Origin of the sequence: Rhodococcus sp. 06-156-4 (assembly GCF_002259345.1) — a bacterium.
GTDB lineage: Bacteria > Actinomycetota > Actinomycetes > Mycobacteriales > Mycobacteriaceae > Rhodococcoides > Rhodococcoides fascians_E.
Genome location: NZ_NPGB01000037.1, coordinates 156,953 through 174,639 on the forward strand (window position 1 = coordinate 156,953; position 17,687 = coordinate 174,639).

A 17,687-nucleotide genomic window follows, 5' to 3' on the forward strand; every position below is an offset into this window, starting at 1 on the left:
TACGCCATGCGGGACGGCCTTACATGTTGCCATTGTAATGGCTGAGTGTATGACCCAAATACAGGCCGTTAAACAGGACTGCGCTTCAGCTGTGTGCATGGCCCGTGCTCTAGCGCTAAACACGGCCTGCCTAAAGAACTGTTCACTGCACAGTCACCAGGCCTCCTTTACGCCCTTCCCTACGTACAAACACAAGGCTTGATAAGCGGACCGCCAAACGCCCGTCCGCATGTCTTGTCTAACGGGCATTTGACAGTTCAGTTACACGGCCCCACGAACGCTCCTACGTAAGCCCATGCGTATGGTCCGTCGTATGGGCTTACATATGCTCTGTCAAGCCGCCATATCTATACTTGCAGGTCAGAACCGTATTCTCAAGAATCCAGACGCTGGTGACCGCTCCATCGTCAGTCGAAACCTACCGCATAACAACCGTACCTGCACGCAGACGTAGCGTTGCAGAGACAGCCCGAGCAATCTCAAAAGCATCAGGCAAGATCCAAGGCTTTCGCGCAACGCGGAACCCCGCTCAGTCCTTCGACCGATCCTCAGGCCAGTACCGATCACGCGAGGCACGACTAGGTTTGGCAGTAAACGAGGAGCCACTCAGTCGACCATCTCCCGAAACCTTCCGGCCAACGTCCACCCTTTCCACGCTCGCCGACTCACCAGCGGGTGACAGAAAACTATGATCGAATCACAACACACCGAGACCCGGTTCAGCCGGTGGCCCGACCCGCCAAGCATTACCTGAATGCCCTTCCCAGGTTTCCAACGAGGGTAAACGTCGGCGTCCTTAATCCAACGACCTGCCGACGCCAATCGACGCGACCCGCTGCTGGCCGCCCGCTGAGGGTGATCGCTTGTACGGTCTCCAGAACACACGCGCGGACCGCGCTCGACCGCATGAGGCTAGGGGAGCGCCAACTAAACAAGCAACGGGCAATCTAATCATGAGCCGCACGCAACGCCGTACGACGGACAGCACCTCTAGCCTTCCGTAAGGCCGTACATATGGTCTTATTTTGGTCAGTGCAAAGCCAGGCCACGCCGACGTATACATTGCTGGATTTCCGAGTCGCGCATCACGGGCAAACCAGTCGCCGATGATTGGGGCGCTAGATACGCATGGCTTTCGTCACTGTGACAGTGAAATCTCGGACACGGTCGCTTGCAACGACTGCGACTGTCCGATCGCCGTGCGAATTCACAGCACCAGAACGGCGAGCAGATTGCTCCAATCAAAACCGTAAACGGCGGGACAAGCTAGCCTTCCGACGCCAGGAAATGATCGTCTACCGAGGGAATCCGAGAACACACGCACGGATCACTCGATCGCATGAAGCTAAGGGGGCACCCGGCCAAACGCGGGTCAAGGAACTCAATCGTGAGCCGCGTACACGCAGACTTGTGGCGGGCAGCAGCTCCAGCCTTCCGTATGGCCGTACCCATGGGCTCTCGTATGTGCTTAACTTTTAATGGTACGAGGCCACACGGCGCTGGTGCAGTGGATCTGCTGCACCGACCGGCCGAAGATCCCCGACGGGTAACGCTCGCAACCCCACTCCAGGTTCTTGGTGGCGCGCAATTAGGCCAATCGGGTACCAGCATTGTCCACCCGTCGAATGTCGGCGTCTCAGACGAACAATGATGCCACCAGCCAGGCAATATTCCAGCGGAGTGCGCCGAGGCCGTGCGACCAAGATCAGGATCGCAGGTCAGTCCCTGCCTGCACCCACGCAGTCTCGCTTTCCCGAACAAGTTCAGCTTGGCCCGAACAGCAGGTACACCGCTCGGCACATGGCGCCACAGTCGGGCCGTCAGCTCGAAACCTCGTCTTCCTGACTGTCGATAGAAAAGCCACCGACACGAATGGAAACACCAGCTGAAGAGACTGACGTTCAAGCTGGGAATCTCGACAGCAATCGCTCAATCTGGCTATTTCTTCAAATACGAGACCAGTCACCCTTATTTTTTTCGCTCACAACCACGTAAATTTCGTTTTCCGCACCATCTACGCCGAAACAGCAGTTCAGGACAGTTTTTCTCCGCAGACGTGTCGGTGACCTGCGTTAGGCTGCCACCATGGACTTCCGAACAGGCCGAACACCTGCGGTGAGCACATCAGTGGGCACTGCGGGACTCGCGTCCGTGGCCGTTGAGCCCGAGATCCCACCCGCCGTGGCGAAGCGGATCGCGAAGGCGGTGGAATCTTCGCGGTCGGAGGGAACTCGGCGCACCTACGCCGCCGGATGGCGACGCTTCGCCGGGTGGTGTAACCGCGAGGGGCATGGCGCATTGCCGGCGCACCCGGTCACCGTCGCCGCGTACCTCGTCGACGCCGCCGACACCCGCACCGAAACGGGGGAGCGGGCCTACGCCGTCGCCACGTTCGGCACCTGGATTGCGGCGATCAACCATCAGCATCGCACCACCGGACATCTGTCCCCGACAACGCATGAACTCGTCACCGCGACTCTGTCCGGCATTCGCCGCGAGTACGCCGTGGCAGGGGACCGGCCCCGCACCCCTCGAGACCCGCTGTTGGTCGACGACATCAAAATCCTCGTTCAGACAGCGCGGGAGCAAAGCAGGGGCTGGGCGGACGAAGTGCTCGAACGCCGTGATTCGGCGATTCTGCTGCTCGGGTTCGCTGGCGCATTCCGCCGCACCGAACTCTCGGAGCTCACATGTGGGGATGTCACCGTGAACCGGCACGACGGCCTGCACGTGCGACTGCGGAAGTCGAAGACCGACCAAGAAGGCAGGGGCGCGGTGAAAGCCCTGCCGTACACCGAGTCCCACGAGACATGCCCACCCTGCGCCTACGTCCGCTGGGCGCAGGTCGTCGCGGCATTCGACGCCGGTGGCCGCCCGTCGGTCATCCGGCTGCTCCGTAAGCCTGACCCGTTCGACAGGCACGTGTGTCGCGGGGGAGTGCCCCGTACCGCCGCCCGGTCACCGCTGCTGAGAGCGATTGCAAAGAACGGCAACCTTGGCTCCACGGCACTGTCCGGAGCAGCGATCCACCAGACCATCCGCCGACGCGCAGAACACGCAGGCTACGACCCCACGGCCCTCACCAAGCTAGGCGGACACTCACTGCGCGCCGGCTTCGTCACGCAAAGCGCTCGCAACGGGGCCGACGGCTCCGCCATCGCCCGGCAGACCGGACACGTCAGCCTCGACTCGGTCGAGGTGTACCGCCGCGAACATGCACCCCTTATTGGCAACGCCGTCAACAAAATTGGCCTCTAACGGTACACCGCCGCTGGGCCAACAGTGCGTCAAACTTAGTCGGCATGACTAAGCGGTAGCCGCCAACCTTAGATCAGGTGCCGTCAATTGGTCCGGGCGTGTTGTAACTGCCGAGCGACCATCCGCTCACCTGCGATAGCCTTCCTCGCCAGAGGGTTTCAGGAAGGGCATAGCTTGCGCCCGGCGCAAACACGCTTGCGCCACGTAGGTGTAGATACGAAATAGATGGTTCACCCGCATCGGCGACGTCCGAGTAGGTCCCGCCTATATCAATGAACAGATCCGCGAGCGCTTTGCGAGCGCGTTTGTCTTCAGCTGCGGCTGCGCCTTGAGCGACCTTCTTCGCGAGCAGGCTGAAATAGGTCGCACCAGATATCAACAGTCCCGAAACCACCGTGCCCGAGACGTGCAGGGTGACCCCCATCTCGAAGCCTTGGACCCTGTCTACGACGCGTACCAACGAGACAAGCGCCCAATCCGGGTTCGAATTCACTTCCTCAACCTGGGGAGCCGCCAACGCATCATCGCTGAAATTTAGCGGTTGCTGCTCGTTCATCATTGCCCTCTCTCCATCGTTCATAAAATCGCATTCACGTCAGCGGGCGTTCATGCCGATTCGGAAGTGCGGGCGCATTTCGCGAAAAGTCGAGCGAACTTAATTTGCCAAGCGGGTGCGAAACTAGCTGACCGCATACCTGATGTACGACCCTTGAGGCAGCCAAAACCATTGTTCGATGACTTGGAGTGAATAGGTGATCGAAAGCTGGTTGCTTCCAAGCATCGCCGCCCAGCAACCCCTCGAAGCAAGCAAGTTCTATCGTTTGCAACAGATCTCTCGCCACCACCGGATCAGCTCGCAAACGGTCGACAAAGTCGAGATACCCCTCAACGAATGCAGGTGGCTCCATAACAAGCTCGCGCAGGCTGACGTCCAAGTTTGGGAGCCGTGATGCACCCACAGCGACATAGCGATCGTGGGTATTGCCCACAACATGACTCGCCAGAGCCTCCATCTGTCGGATAATCGCCGCGACATGCGCCTCGTCCGCGGCGCCAACGGTCAGATTGGTGTGAAGCCGACTCCGGAGTACTGACCTTGGAACGATGTCGAGGTCACCCGCGTGAGACAACGCGGCCAGCGACACCGCCATAACACAATGGCCAGCCAAAACGCTCGCCGAAGGATCTGGGAGAACGCCCTGATCTTCCACTTGCAGACCAAATTCGCGTAAAGCGCTTAACACTTCGTGAGGAGGTGCCAAGAGAGCATCAGATCGCAGAAAGTTCACGGTGTCCGAATCAATGCTTCCGAGCCCTTTCAGTTGTCTCTCGGTTCGAAGCTCCGCCCCAGCGCATACCTCACCTCCGATGTGCGCAAAGGTGTCAGGCAACCATGCGTGCCCGGCCTCGCGTGTTGTGAGAGTTGTCTCGTCTAGCGTTTGCACGTCCAGCTTTTCGGCAACTGCTCGACCTCTGCGGCTGATCGTCGGTCGCACCAGGGTGCATCTATCCAGAGATAGAAACTGCTTGAAGCCCGCGAGCCAAAGCAAGCGGTCAGGTTCACCGGATTGCCCCTTCCCGCTCTTGCATTCGAGAGAGCTGCGCTGCACTCGAAGCCTCGAGTCGACGTCGATTGCCAGAACATCGATGTCAGTCAAGATGTCCCGGCCCGGTTCTGGGCTCTCCGACCGAACTGGGACCCGCAACCTACTCAATGCGCCTTCGGCAAACTCCAGGCGAGCCACCCGCCGCTCAAGATCTGCCCCTGGGTCCGCGACTACATTCTTGCTTGCTGGCCGTCTGCCAGTACCCGTGTCTTGGTTCCGTAACGCTCTACGAGGCGGGTCGCCCGACGTTCGTCGATCTGACGCCGCACGTGCTTCGGTTTGCTCCCGGGTACCCGTGCTCGCCGTCGGCTGACTCGCATCAGCGTCGTTCAGATCAGGCTTGCTCGGCATCGCTCGCGTTGGCAAACCCTTAAGACTTTCCGCAGCGACGGCTGGCGGGACACCTGTTGGCAGATTCAACTTCTTTGGCTCGGCCATTTCAACGGCCCCCGCGTCCGTGCCGAGCAGCTTCCTGCCGGAGAGCTGCAACAAGCTTTGCTGTATCAACGTCGTCGGTCGGTGCCACCACGGCCAAACGCGCACGCTCTTGCTCGACATGCACGTACGAACGCTGCGCTCGAACTGCCGCTGCCGCATCGGGATTCACTCCCGACTGGTCGCGACCGTCCAGAATTTGCAGAGCATCCTCAGCAACTTCGGATTGAAGCAGTTCCAATCCGAAGTAGCCGGGACGTGTCCCGTCAACTACTCGGACGATCCCCGCGGTCTCGAGCATGGGGTAATCGGTCCCGATATTTGTCGTGTTCCCGGCCTCACCTCGATCAATCAAGCTTCTGACGAATGAGGCTGGGTTCCGAAGCTTATATGTCGCGTACGTCGCTGCGTAGATCATGGAGCCAACCAATTGCCGAACCTGGCCCGACGCGTCGCCGGCCGTTCCACCGAACGGGTCGCGGTTCAGATGCGGTGTGAACAGAAAACCGCGTTCGTCACCCGAACCCGTTTGCACGACGGACCGCTGGACGAGTCCCTGGGAGACAGCGAAGTCAACCCACTTCTTCTCGGTGGACTTGACAGCTGCGTCTGGCATCCCCGGAGACGCACCGACCTCTTCGATGAGACCAGACATTTCGGTGGCGATTCGAGCGTCGGCCGCCCGAATCGCTGTTTGGACCAGCGCCGCGCCATCTGTCCAGACATTTGGGTTGAACAGCACGTCGGAACCGTCGTCTGCCTTCACTCGGGCAACAAGGCTTAGAGCAATAAGGTGGCGTATAGCTTCTTCGGCCGCTTCTTCACCAGCGAGGCAACCCGACCCGGCCTCCTCGGAGGAACCGACTGCGACGGCCTCGCCTGCGGTAATCGGACGAATTGTGGTGGCCCTAAGGATCGCAATGGCTGCATACTGAACAGCCGTCACATTCATGATGGCCATGATCTGTCGAGCGGCCCCTATCACTACAGAAGGGGCCGGAATCAGTTCCGAAACAGCTATCGGAGCACCTGATCCATCTCTCTGCACATCGAGCCATCCCAGTGTTTCGAGTGCTGCGACTATTGCTTTTCGAGTCGTAGTGCCGATGCTTGCCTCGGTTGCGATCGCTCGAACACGTTTGGCGCTGCTAGTCCCGGAGGACCTCAAACGGAAAGCCAAGTCGAGGGTCTTGCCCGCAATCTCTAGTTCTTCGAGCTCAACTTTCGCCGAGGTGGTCGCGTACGAGTTGAGATGGCGTGACAGACCAAGCACCAGCTCTGCTTCGGATAGCATGCCACCAGCTTCGCATACCGACCGTTATCGACAGCAACGGTCAGGCCTTTCAGAGCGTTCGGACGCACGGTGCCTGGGCTCTCTCTACCGGCGACGGCAACGTGTCTAAGCGGTGGCTGTAACAAGGGCTCGTTTCTTGTACCGTCGAAAAAAATCTTGCCCGCACGGAACAAATCCAAACCGTTCTGTCGTGGAGAAGGTATGACACAGACGAAAGCCAACACGGTGGACCAAACTACAGCTGACGAGCCGGAGCCAACGGCGTCCGAAATCAGACAGTGGCAGCGCGAGGGGCTCTTCGTTTCCCCCGAGGACGCAACCGCGGATCAGTATCCTCGAATGACCAACATGTCGGCAGGGTTTATGTTCGACGCCGTAATACGCCCACACACTCCCGATCCTGCGGACTATGTCGCGATCCGAATGAATCATCGATCGTTGGAGATGGCGGGGGCAGTCGGTAGGTGGAACATGGCGTGGGAATCCGCCCAATTTCGCCGCCGCCACTTCGACTCGGAGAACGAGCTACCAGGCAAGCTCGGGCAGCTCGCTGACCTTGGGGACCGGAACATCATCGTCGTCCCACGGACAAGCTCACGTTACTTCGAGTACGCCCCGCTGATACATCTGCTCCCTAAAACAACCCTGGAACGATTCGGGCTACCACTTGTCAGGGCGGGTCAGTGGCCGTTCCTCGCCGACTGGGCGAATGCAGACCGTCACCTGCCTGCGGGATTCGCCGATCAACTCTCCAAGGCTTGGGCGTGGCAGGTGTGGCCACTCCTGAACTCCGGATCCGGGCTCAGTGCCTTCTCGCGGAACGAGCCACTGCGACTGCTCGCCCACAATCTCGACTTTTGGCTGCCAGCAGTTACTTCCACAATCGAACAACTCCTCGGCGACTTCCCAGAAGTCGACAAGGGTGTCGAACCGCAGCCAGCGGTCCTGCAGGACGGATCTATTCTGGAAGCGACCGTCTGCAACCCTCGTATGGGAGGGGACCTATGGCGCGGCGAGGAAGACGCAGCAGACATCCTGCAGATGGCCGTGGAGGAAGCAGACTCCGCGGGTCGCCTTCGTGGAATTCTGGACGCTGTGAAGTCGAACCGGGTCGAAGACGACTTCTCAGATCGATGGTCATTCGCGCGAGAAGATTTTGAACGCAAACTGCGCAACAAGCGAGTCAAAGTGAAGGTCCGGTTCGTCGAAATGACCGACACGATCCCCATCCAAGGCCCGGACACCGACGTCTATGGTCGATTGGTTACGAGCGACTTCATGGCTCTGCTCGACCCGAAGGAACGGCAGATCGTATTCCTCCTGAACAGCGGTTGGACCCGACAGCAGGACATCGCATCGGTACTCGGATATTCCAACCACAGTGCAATATCGAAGCGTCTGAACAAAATACGGAAAATCGCCGAGGTATATTTCACCGACTGAGGGCCGTTTGTTGGAATCGCTACCACGTTGTGACGACCGCATCGAGCAATTGCTGCAGCGCAGTCTCGATCTGCTCCACGACTAAATCGCAGTGCGATAGCGTCCGCTCGCATGAGGCACTGTGCACTGAAGAGTCTATTGCAACGGTTGGAGTCCGAGTAGCCGGCGCGTGAAGTTGCTCGACGGCATCTGCAGATGCTGCCCATGTTCGGCCTTCGCAACGGCAAACAGTTCATGCACGGACCCAACGCGCAACGTAATCGGGTCGTAATCCGGGTGGTCATGAAGATTGAGCAACGCAGTATCGCACTCTGGGATGTAGTGAGCCAAAGCGCTGAACGTGGGGCCCTGGCCGGGAATGACGATGCGCGTGTGTTCGGTGGCGTCGCCTTCTTGCGGCACCACGAACTGCACCGAGGTCGTTCCATCGTGCCGAGCGACGAGAGCCTCTGTAAACCATGGACCAGTCGATCCGACATCGCCAACGAAGCGAAAGGGGTGTGAACTACTGCCGGTGACGCGGACCATATATCCGCCGACGCTGGGGATGTCGTCCAATGCGATTACAGACATTACCGACGACACAAACCGGTCCTTCTTGCCCATGTTCGACGGCCACTCCATAGAGTTCTTCGTGTATGCCCGGTGCGCATCCCGGTCACCTACCCAAGCGGTCCCAACCCCGGTGCGATTCTCGGCAGCGCCGTTGGATACCGTCCATAGTTGTGGATCCGGGGCTCGATTGGCGATAACGAACGATTTCGAGACACCGCGGATCTCGCTAAGGCGAGCTGTGTACTCGACCAAATTCTCAACGATCTTGTCGATCGGCATGCCACGCAGGCCAGCAAGATGGCGCAGCGATGTCTCGGGCGTATCTCCGGCAAATCCCGCGACTACGTCGTCATCCAGAATTACGACCTTCTGGCACGGCCGAGTGTAGATCTGCCGAGTTGCCCGATCGTCGTGTTCGACCGTCAACTTTGTGTCAGCGATCAGTGAGAGCTCGCCGTCTTCGTCGGTGATTTGCGCGATTATGAACGTCACGATCACACGGTACTGACCAACGGCGCTCAAAGTATTTTGGTTGTCACCTGCGTACCCTCCGCCATGCGGTATGCAGACTGCCACTCGATGGCCGACGCTGTGCAGGGTACAACGTAGCCGCAGATCGAGATTGCTCGCGCTTCAAGCTCGGATACCAAGCGCGCCCAAAGGAGGGAGTCGGCGTCGGCACCCTAGACCGCTACGTGGCCCGACATAGAAGCCGTCCTATGGCGGGCCTTGCGTCAAGACATCTTGACGGTGCGGTAACTGTCGGTTCGGCCCGTTACCCGGTGTCGAAGGGCACTACCTAGGCCTAGCGATACGCTTCCCGCCTGCAGGCCGCCGACTAGGGTGCCCTAGTCGGCGAGTTGCTGCCCTCGTCGGGCGAAGTCGTCTACAAATCGACCACGCTAGGGATTAGTTCACTGGCGAGGGCTCGTTCGGCTCGCAGCGCACTCAATGAACGCTCGTCGAAGTCGGCCCACCGCGATTGGGCTATACGCCAACTGGCGAGAAACGTTCCCACCTTCAGCCGGGTCTCGAGGGAATTTGGCTCGCCGCTCTGGACGAGTCGATTGGTGACAAGCACCTCGACATCGACACAGTGGTCGAAGCTGCCTTTGGATAGCTCGCTGCTCGCAGCTGCGAAGTCACATGACCATGCCAAGGCTTGCGCCCACTCGTCATCGAGCGACTGCAGAGTTTGGTCGAGCGTTCGATCCAGCAGTTTGAAGGACGCGCGTCGCGTTCCGAGGTAGGCGAGGAACCTGTCGAACAAATCGACCTCTGGAGCGAGGAATACTGCTGCCTTGTCCGGAAAATATCGGAAAAAGGTGCTGCGGGATACCCGGGCGTCGCGGCAAATCTCGGTGACGGTCGTAGAGTCGTACCCCTTTTGACGGCCGTGGGTTTGCGCCACACGGGTAAGTAGCCCTCTGACCTCGGCCTTCTTCAATTCACGAAGCCCAGGAGCTGTGGGGCCAGTCACATCGATTGCGTCTTTCACGCCTTCATCGTACTCTGATCCAAGTGGTACCGAGTGTCAGTTACAACCGGGTCTCAAAAACTACTGAGTTTCTCTTTCAACGAAGTGCAGCACGGGCTATCCGACGGCTGCAGCAGCGGCAAGGAACTACCGCACAGAGAAAGGACGAGGCTTGCAAATCGAGACGATCGCTGGATTACCGACACACCTTGTCCTCGCCGCAACTGGTGACGGGACAGTCAGGTCGGCGCTCGCTCCACGCCCGACAGCGACGGCGGCCGGCGACGTGGTGGTCCACGTATCAGCTGCGAACTTCAACTACGGAGAGGTGAACGACCTGCTTCCCATAGCCGAGCCGGGCGCGGTCCTCGGCTGGGAGGCAGTTGGCACGGTAGTTGACACAGCTGGGTGCACGCGACTGAAGATTGGGGATAATGTTGTCACACTCGGTAATTCGGGTGCCTGGGCGCAAACGCGGTTGCTGAACGAACAGCTGTGCGCTCGCCTGCCCGACGGTACAGATACGAGATCGTACGTGAGCATCGGCGTCGCGGGCGGTACTGCGATGCGCGCGGTTCGTCGGCTGGGTTCCGTCGTGGGGCAGACAGTCCTGGTCACTGGAGCCGCATCGCGGGTGGGCAGTTACGCAATCCAAATCCTGCGACGGGCTGGGGCGCAGGTCATCGCCCTCGACCGCAATGAAGACCGGCACCCGCAGCACCGAGAATTGGGCGCGTTCCTGACGATCGGCCGAATGGAGGATCTGGCCGGCCGCGTATCGGCAGTGATCGACACGGAAGGGGGCGGAACCATGGTGAGCGCGTTTGCAGCTCTGGACGCGTACGGGATTCTCGTAGCAGTGGGCCATACCGCGCGATGTCCGGAAGTCTTCCCGGTCGGATCTTTCGAAGGGGACTCCGGTCGCGAAGGCAGGCGTATCGAAACGATTCACCTGCTGCAGCGACAGGACGGCAATGCTGATCTAGTCGATGACCTGGAATGGCTTGCCGTGCAGGTCGACAACGGTTCAATGACTACGCCAAGCACAGAGTTCATCGAATTTCCTACTGCTCCGGGGATCGACATCGTCGTCGACCGTCGGGCCCGCACGGCACTCGTTCTATAGCGATGGACCAGTGAAAACCATAGGGGAGGAACACATCATGGAGAATACCAACGACGCAGTCACCACCATCGTGATTGACGAGCTCGAACTAGAGGAAACCATCGACAGCATCGACGCCGATGCAGATCTCAAAGAACAATACGAGGCAGACTCTCTCGGGCTGATTCAGGTTCTGGCCAGACTCAACAAGGAGATTGGTGTGGCAATCCCACGCGATCAAGCCAGCGACCTGACCACACTCCGACGGATCTGGGATCGAGTTCACTCGGTCCAGGCCACCTCGGCGATCTGAGTCGGCATGCAGCGACGAGTGGTCATCACAGGGCTGGGTCCAGTCAGCAGCATCGGAATCGGAGCGGCGGCGTTTCTGAAGGGAATCACGGCCGGCACCAACGGAATAACTCAGATCGAATCATTCGACACCACGGGATTCGATCGCGTACTGGGCGGCGAGGTTCACGACTTCGATCCCGCCGACCATCTGACGGCGTCGCGACACAAGGATTGGGGCAGAACAGCTCAATTCGCCGCCAGCGCTGCGCGATGGGCATACGAGGATGCGGGCCTCGACGCCGACTCGATGGATACCATGTCGACCGGTGCGATCGTTGGAACCACCAACGGAGAAGCGCCCACCATGGACGCGCTTGCCATGCAGTGGCTCAAAGACCCCGCCTCAATCGATCCCGAGATGGTAAGGCGCGTACCGGCAGGCAATATCGCAGCAGCGGTTGCGAGCGAAATCGGCGTCAAAGGAGAGACGGCCACCATTCCGACCGCCTGCGCTGCAGCAAATTACGCGATCGGATACGCCGCAGAACTCATTGCTTCAGGAGACGCTGACGTCATGCTGGCGGGCGGTGCGGATTCGGTCAACCGATTCACCCATGCCGGATTCGATAGCCTCGGCGCCGTCGCGCAGGATCTTCCTCGTCCATTCGACGCACACAGAAGTGGCATCGTCACCGCCGAGGGTGGGGCGATGATCGTGCTCGAAGAACGCAACCACGCCATCTCTCGCGGCGCTCACATCTACGCCGAATTCCTCGGTTACGCCATGAACTGCGACGCCGACCATATTGTCCATCCCAACGCCGAACGCATCGCCGACTGCATCAGAACCGCGCATTCCCGGTCGGACACGAACCCAGGGGACGTCGACTACATCTGCGCCCATGGCACGGGAACACCAACAAACGACCTCACCGAGACCACCGCTACCCGTGCGGTATTCGGCGACGCCGAGCACCCACCGATCAGTTCGCTGAAATCGATGCTCGGACACACCATGGGAGCGGCCAGCGGATTCGGAGCAATCGCATGCTGTCTCGCGATCGCACACCAGTTCTTACCGCCCACGATCAACCTCCATGTCCCGGATCCAGCGCTCGGCAATCTCGATTTCGTTGCCAACCATTCACGGCCAGCCAAAGTCTCCATCGCGCAGAATCACGGGTTCGCCTTCGGCGGCAACAACGCCATCACCATGTTCGGAGACCACGCATGAACGGAAAGCCGACCACGTTCATCACCGACACCGCAGTCCTCGCCTCATCGGGCGCCGGGATGGTGCCTTTGGGCCTGACACTCGAACATCAGACAGTGCTCTCCGGGGACAGTCGTAATTCTTATCAGGGCCTCACCACCGACCACGACGGCAGCGTCGGTGCTAGCGTCCCGATCCCGGACTTCGACATCAAGGACTACATACCCGGAAAGGGCACCCGCCACCTCGATCGCACTACTGCCATCAGCCTCGCCGCGGCGACCATGCTCGATCTGTCGGCGTACTCGTCTAGCCCCGAACACATCGGCATTGCACTCGGAACGATAGCCGGCAGCGTCCCGGCGAGCATCGAACTCGACATCGATGTCTTGACCGGAGTTGGCTCAGCTGGGGTGAATCCGAAGCGGTTTCCGAACTGCACAATGAACTGTGCTGCGAGTCAGGTCGCAATCAGAAACAACCTCAAAGGCCCCAACAGCACCACGTCCGCAGGAATCGTAAGCGCATTCGTCGCCATGCGATACGCGAAACGCGCGATCACCAACGGCCACGCCAAGCAAATGATCGTCGGCGGGATCGAAGAACTCTCCGACCAAATTCGCTGGGGAATCCGCAAGAAGCAGGAAATACACGACGCGGTCCCGATCAGCGAAGCGAGCGCAATGTTCGTCATCGAAAGTTCCGATTCCGTGCGGGAGTCCGGCAGACCGCCCCTCGGCGCTGTCCTGTCTTGTGAAACCGGCTTCTTCGACATAGCGTCCGATTCCCCAAGCGACAGATTGACCACCATCGTCGAACGCGCGTTGCGGGCGGCCAGGATTTCAGCTAGCGACGTCACGATCTGGGCTCCCGGTAATCGTCACACACATCTGACCGACGCCGAACAACGTGGCTGCGACGAGGCCGGCATCGAAGCTCAGCGCGTCCTCGACGTACGCGCAGCACTCGGTGAAACTGGAAGCGCATTGGGCGCATTGCAGGTACTGAGCGTTCTGTCGACGTCCGATGGCGGCGGTATCGGTCTGATCACCGCCATCGATCCGAGTGGCGTGATCGCGGCGGCAGTAGTGGAGCGCACAAGGTGAGCGACCGTGATGAACTCACCTCATCCTTGATCGTCGGCGCCGGCCCAGTGGGCCTTACCGCAGCACTCTCGGCGCAACGACTAGGACTGCCAACAAGACTCATCGAGCGCAGTACCGTTCGACACCGGCATCCGAAAGCTGTCGTTCTGTGGCCACGTGCGTTGGAAGTCCTCGATCGTCTGGGGATTGCCGACGACATCGTGGCAGCAGGACAACCATTGCACGGACAAAACTACAGCTCAGCCGGAAAAAGGATCGCCACAGTAAGTTTCGGGAAGATCGCAGACAGCAAATACAGCTACGCGCTTGCAATTCCACAACACGAGACCGAACGTATTCTCGCCGAGACCTACCTCGCGCGCGGAGGCCGCATCGAGTACGGCAGTGAACTGCTCGCACTCTCGGACCGGACTGACGGAGTCGACGTCACCATCAGGGGGCAGTCAGGGGAGGAGACCGCGTGCTTCCGTTGGCTCATCGGAGCAGACGGCCACCGGAGCACGGTGCGCGAGAAGCTCGCCATCGCCTTCGAGGGCGAAACCTATGGGGCTCGTTTCATGCTGTCCGATGGACCATGCGAGCTTCCGCTGGACCGCACACACGCGCACTACTTCATGGGCAAACAAGGGGTGGTAGTCGCCGTACCCATGCCCAACGATCAGTGGAGGATCTTCGCCAACGCACCAGCAGAACTCGAAGAGATCACCCCCGCCCAAGTCGAGCAGACTGTTGCAGACCGTCTACCGGTTCCGATCACCTTTCGAAGCGGACACACCGCCGGCCTGTTCCAGATCCACCGCAAATCTGCACCGAACCTCATGCGATCGAGCTCCTTCATCGTCGGTGACGCCGCCCATGTGCACAGCCCAGCCGGGGGCCAAGGACTCAACACCGGCTTCGAAGACGCAGCATCGCTGATGTGGAGATTGGCAGTCATCACGCAAGGCGGGTATGCCGATCTGAAAGAATGGGAGACCGAACGCGGATCCGTCATCGAGGCAGTCCTGCACGACACTGATCTCCAGACCCGCCTGTGGTCCGTTCGAGGGCGACAGGCTCGACTGAGAGACCTCACGCTACGAGCAGCAACTGCGACAGGGGTACTCGACAGGTTCGTCGCCCCCAGGCAGGCGATGCTAAACACCAGATACCCCTCTCGGACACCACGCCACATCGGACGACTCAAGACCGGTGGCCGCCTTCCCAGCATCGCACTCGATAAGTCGAGCCCGACGACCCTCCACGACCTGCTCGATGCACACGCCGCAACCACGATCACATTCGACCCGAAGAAAGTTCTCGTCACGTCTGCTGCCGTCGATCCGAACGATCGCACAGACGAGCGTTCGTATCCCGCGACCGCGTCGATGTTCGGGTCCTTGCGGATCACGAAACCAGTTCGAGTGCAAGTTCGTCCCGACGGCATCGTTACCGAAGTAACGAGACACCGACGGAACGAAACACCGGCGGAGAGGACTGAACTGAGGTGAGCAATTCAACGGCGCAACACTCTTCGAATCGAGCCCCGCGCGCACTCGTGCATCGGTCCGACGAATCGGAGGTGTTCGTCACCCACCCGGAACGCGGCAACGACGCACACCACTACAACTATGTTTTGCTACCGCGTCCTGACAACAGCTACTACTACGACGGGTGTGACGATCCCATTCGCGACCCCCTGTTCCTGGCCGAGGTCATGAGACAAGCAGCGATGAGTGGAGCCCACGAGTTCGGCGGGCTCTCGCTCGACACATCGATGTTCTTCCTGGACATGTCCATGAAGATCGAGGTACCGATCGACGACCCGACCGCCGCACTCGGTCCCCACACCGCTCCCCGAATCGATACGCATCTGCACAACGTCAAACTCACCCGCGCAGGCGCCCCCCGCCACATCGAATATTCCCAGACGGCATCGCAGAACGGCCACCACATCGCAACTACGACGGTCACTGTCCAAGGCGCCGCGCGAGCCAAGTATCACGATATGCGCACTTATCAACGACAGGGCACGCCCGCGCCCCGAACCGGTCGGCAGCCTGCGCGCCAAACTGCCCGGACCGTACAGCCAGCTGAAGTCGGCCGCGAACAGCACACCAACGTCGTACTCGGTGACCTACACCTCGCAGCCAACACGACCACAGCAGTACTCGACCCCGACTTCACCAACCCGAGTCTCTTCGACCACGACTACGACCACATCCCCGGAATGGTTCTACTCGAAGCTGCACGCCAACTCATCCACGCGGCAGGCCACTCTACCTCGCCGCTCCAGAACTTCGAGGCTGTATTCGAGTCGTTTGCGGAGCTGGACAGCCCACTGCTGATCGAACACCGACACGGCGAGACAACCAAGCCGGATTCGGTCGAGTTCATCCAACAGGGGCGTGTGATCGCTTCGGTCACAACGATTCCTCACCGAACAACTCAGGAAGTGCAGTCATGACCCCGACCGAGCAGAACCCGAAGGAACCGCCGAACTACGGCCACCACATCGCAATATGGACCGATTTCCGCGGCGTCCTGACTCCGCCGCTGACATCGACCCTTCAGCACTACTGCAATGACAAGCAGTTCACCCTTGGCCAACTTCGCTCCGCCCTCGTATCCGTCGCTGCCGCCTTCGGTGCGCCTGATGCAATGGCAGTCCTCGATTCTGGACTGCTGAACGAACAAGACTGGTTGTCGGCTATATCGTCAGAACTGCGTATCCAATTCCAAATATCTGACGACTTGGGCGACTTCAGGCAGCAGTGGTGGAGCGACCGTCGCACGAACGCCGAATGGATCGCCGAGCTTCGCGCACTACGGACAGCAGGGGCGTTTGTCGGCGTGGTGTCCAACCTGCCGATCGAATGGCGGAGCGAATTCTTCGGACACATAGACGGTGCCGACTTCGACCACATCGCGCTCTCCTGCGATCTAGGCTTTCGAAAACCCGACCGCGAAATGTTCGATCATCTCTCAGTCATCTCGGGGGTGCCGCGAGAAGGTTCGATCCTCGTCGACGATTTGAACGGCAACGTCACAGGTGCCCGCGACGCAGGATGGAATTCCTTCCTTTTCACCGGAGACAGCCTCACCGCCGGCCAGTTCTGCCGACAACTCCTCAACACGTCAACCCCAAACGTTCGTGTCGAGGCCAGAGAAGAAAGGGGAACGCCGTGACACGACAAGTGGTTCTGGTGACGGGCGGTTCAGGCGGTATCGGCCGAGCAATCGGACAACGGTTAAACGACGACTATCAAGTGGCGCTGGGTTACAGCCGCACAAAACCGGAGGCAACGATCGGCGATGCCCTGTGGGTACAGTGCGACGTCACATCCGACCAGTCGATCAGTGAGGCGGTCGAGACCGTGCGCGAGAGACTGGGGCCGATCTACGGTCTGGTCAACAATGCAGGAGTCACCGATGCATCACTTCTCGCTGCCGGTGACAACGAAGGCGCACACAAAGCGATCGACACGAACCTGCTCGGCTCGTACCGCGTCACTCAGCAGTGCATTGCAGACATGCTCACACAACGCACTGGGCGCATCCTGTTCATGTCATCGGTCATGGCGGCGTGGGGTTCACCTGGTCAGATCGGCTACGCGGCATCGAAAAGCGGAATGATCGGGATGGCACGATCCTTGGCCTGGGAGCTGGGTCGACGCGGTATTACATCGAATGCCGTTCTGCCGGGCTTGATTCGGACGGAAATGCTCTCCGACGTGAGTGAATCGCGGATCGACAGCGTTGTCGCTCAGACCCCGCTCAAGCGAGTCGGCAGGCCTGACGAAGTGGCGGGCTTGATCCGCTATCTCCTGAGCGAGGAAGCAGGGTTCATCACCGGGGCGAGCATCCCTATCGGCGGGGGAATCGGCATGGGCCTCTAACAAAGGCAAGCTCACAGTTCCT

Annotated in this window: 15 protein-coding genes and 1 pseudogene; 11 read left to right on the plus strand and 5 right to left on the minus strand. The window is 59.8% G+C overall.

All coding sequences use genetic code 11. The annotated features are described in order from the left end of the window. Nucleotides 1-2,085 precede the first annotated feature (2,085 nt). Nucleotides 2,086-3,258 (plus strand): site-specific integrase, encoded by a 1,173-nt coding sequence (locus tag CH290_RS27425; RefSeq protein WP_033188179.1) that lies wholly within the window; start codon nucleotides 2,086-2,088, stop codon nucleotides 3,256-3,258. A 73-nt stretch (nucleotides 3,259-3,331) separates the two neighbouring features. On the opposite strand, the gene CH290_RS27430 is transcribed toward CH290_RS27425, so the two are convergent. The 3 genes from CH290_RS27430 to CH290_RS30850 all read right to left on the minus strand — a co-directional run bounded on the left by CH290_RS27430 (nucleotide 3,332) and on the right by CH290_RS30850 (nucleotide 6,594). Beyond that, nucleotides 3,332-3,817: a GvpU-like protein gene (locus tag CH290_RS27430; protein ID WP_033188178.1), complete on the minus strand. Its 486-nt coding sequence runs from the start codon at nucleotides 3,815-3,817 to the stop codon at nucleotides 3,332-3,334. Nucleotides 3,818-3,848: 31 nt separating this feature from the next. Beyond that, complete coding sequence (locus CH290_RS30050; protein WP_141216156.1) at nucleotides 3,849-4,916, minus strand: hypothetical protein; 1,068 nt, start codon at nucleotides 4,914-4,916, stop codon at nucleotides 3,849-3,851. Nucleotides 4,917-5,304: 388 nt separating this feature from the next. Next, nucleotides 5,305-6,594, minus strand: a complete 1,290-nt coding sequence (locus CH290_RS30850) for a hypothetical protein (RefSeq protein ID WP_230620858.1) — start codon at nucleotides 6,592-6,594, stop codon at nucleotides 5,305-5,307. Between the two features lie 156 nt (nucleotides 6,595-6,750). On the opposite strand from CH290_RS30850, the gene CH290_RS27445 reads away from it, so the two are divergent. Then, complete coding sequence (locus tag CH290_RS27445) at nucleotides 6,751-8,037, plus strand: sigma-70 RNA polymerase sigma factor region 4 domain-containing protein (protein WP_249277821.1); 1,287 nt, start codon at nucleotides 6,751-6,753, stop codon at nucleotides 8,035-8,037. A gap of 135 nt (nucleotides 8,038-8,172) precedes the next feature. On the opposite strand, the gene CH290_RS27450 is transcribed toward CH290_RS27445, so the two are convergent. Then, a complete protein-coding gene (locus CH290_RS27450; RefSeq protein ID WP_141216157.1) occupies nucleotides 8,173-9,084 on the minus strand; it encodes a hypothetical protein in 912 nt (303 codons plus the stop codon). Between the two features lie 394 nt (nucleotides 9,085-9,478). After that, nucleotides 9,479-10,090, minus strand: a complete 612-nt coding sequence (locus tag CH290_RS27455; RefSeq protein WP_080748602.1) for a TetR/AcrR family transcriptional regulator — start codon at nucleotides 10,088-10,090, stop codon at nucleotides 9,479-9,481. 268 nt (nucleotides 10,091-10,358) lie between these two features. Here CH290_RS27455 and CH290_RS31225 point away from each other — a divergent pair. The 9 genes and pseudogenes from CH290_RS31225 to CH290_RS27490 all read left to right on the plus strand — a co-directional run. After that, nucleotides 10,359-10,571: pseudogene (locus tag CH290_RS31225) on the plus strand (alcohol dehydrogenase catalytic domain-containing protein); the annotation flags it as partial. A 33-nt stretch (nucleotides 10,572-10,604) separates the two neighbouring features. Continuing rightward, on the plus strand, nucleotides 10,605-11,195 hold the full coding sequence (locus tag CH290_RS27460; protein ID WP_141216158.1) for a zinc-binding dehydrogenase: 591 nt from the start codon (nucleotides 10,605-10,607) through the stop codon (nucleotides 11,193-11,195). Nucleotides 11,196-11,232: 37 nt separating this feature from the next. Then, nucleotides 11,233-11,487 (plus strand): acyl carrier protein, encoded by a 255-nt coding sequence (locus CH290_RS27465; RefSeq protein ID WP_033188173.1) that lies wholly within the window; start codon nucleotides 11,233-11,235, stop codon nucleotides 11,485-11,487. Nucleotides 11,488-11,493: 6 nt separating this feature from the next. Further along, nucleotides 11,494-12,702 (plus strand): beta-ketoacyl-[acyl-carrier-protein] synthase family protein, encoded by a 1,209-nt coding sequence (locus tag CH290_RS27470; RefSeq protein WP_033188172.1) that lies wholly within the window; start codon nucleotides 11,494-11,496, stop codon nucleotides 12,700-12,702. Next, nucleotides 12,699-13,787, plus strand: a complete 1,089-nt coding sequence (locus tag CH290_RS27475) for a beta-ketoacyl synthase N-terminal-like domain-containing protein (protein WP_033188171.1) — start codon at nucleotides 12,699-12,701, stop codon at nucleotides 13,785-13,787. Before CH290_RS27470 ends, CH290_RS27475 begins: the two co-directional genes overlap by 4 nt. Then, nucleotides 13,784-15,277 (plus strand): FAD-dependent monooxygenase, encoded by a 1,494-nt coding sequence (locus CH290_RS27480; protein ID WP_170947498.1) that lies wholly within the window; start codon nucleotides 13,784-13,786, stop codon nucleotides 15,275-15,277. Before CH290_RS27475 ends, CH290_RS27480 begins: the two co-directional genes overlap by 4 nt. Further along, nucleotides 15,274-16,233 carry an AfsA-related hotdog domain-containing protein gene (locus tag CH290_RS27485; protein WP_080748600.1) on the plus strand — a complete coding sequence of 320 codons (960 nt, stop codon included), beginning with the start codon at nucleotides 15,274-15,276 and terminating at the stop codon, nucleotides 16,231-16,233. Before CH290_RS27480 ends, CH290_RS27485 begins: the two co-directional genes overlap by 4 nt. Next, complete coding sequence (locus tag CH290_RS30570; RefSeq protein ID WP_052082984.1) at nucleotides 16,230-16,955, plus strand: HAD family hydrolase; 726 nt, start codon at nucleotides 16,230-16,232, stop codon at nucleotides 16,953-16,955. Before CH290_RS27485 ends, CH290_RS30570 begins: the two co-directional genes overlap by 4 nt. Continuing rightward, complete coding sequence (locus CH290_RS27490; RefSeq protein WP_033188168.1) at nucleotides 16,952-17,665, plus strand: SDR family oxidoreductase; 714 nt, start codon at nucleotides 16,952-16,954, stop codon at nucleotides 17,663-17,665. Before CH290_RS30570 ends, CH290_RS27490 begins: the two co-directional genes overlap by 4 nt. Nucleotides 17,666-17,687: the final 22 nt, after the last annotated feature.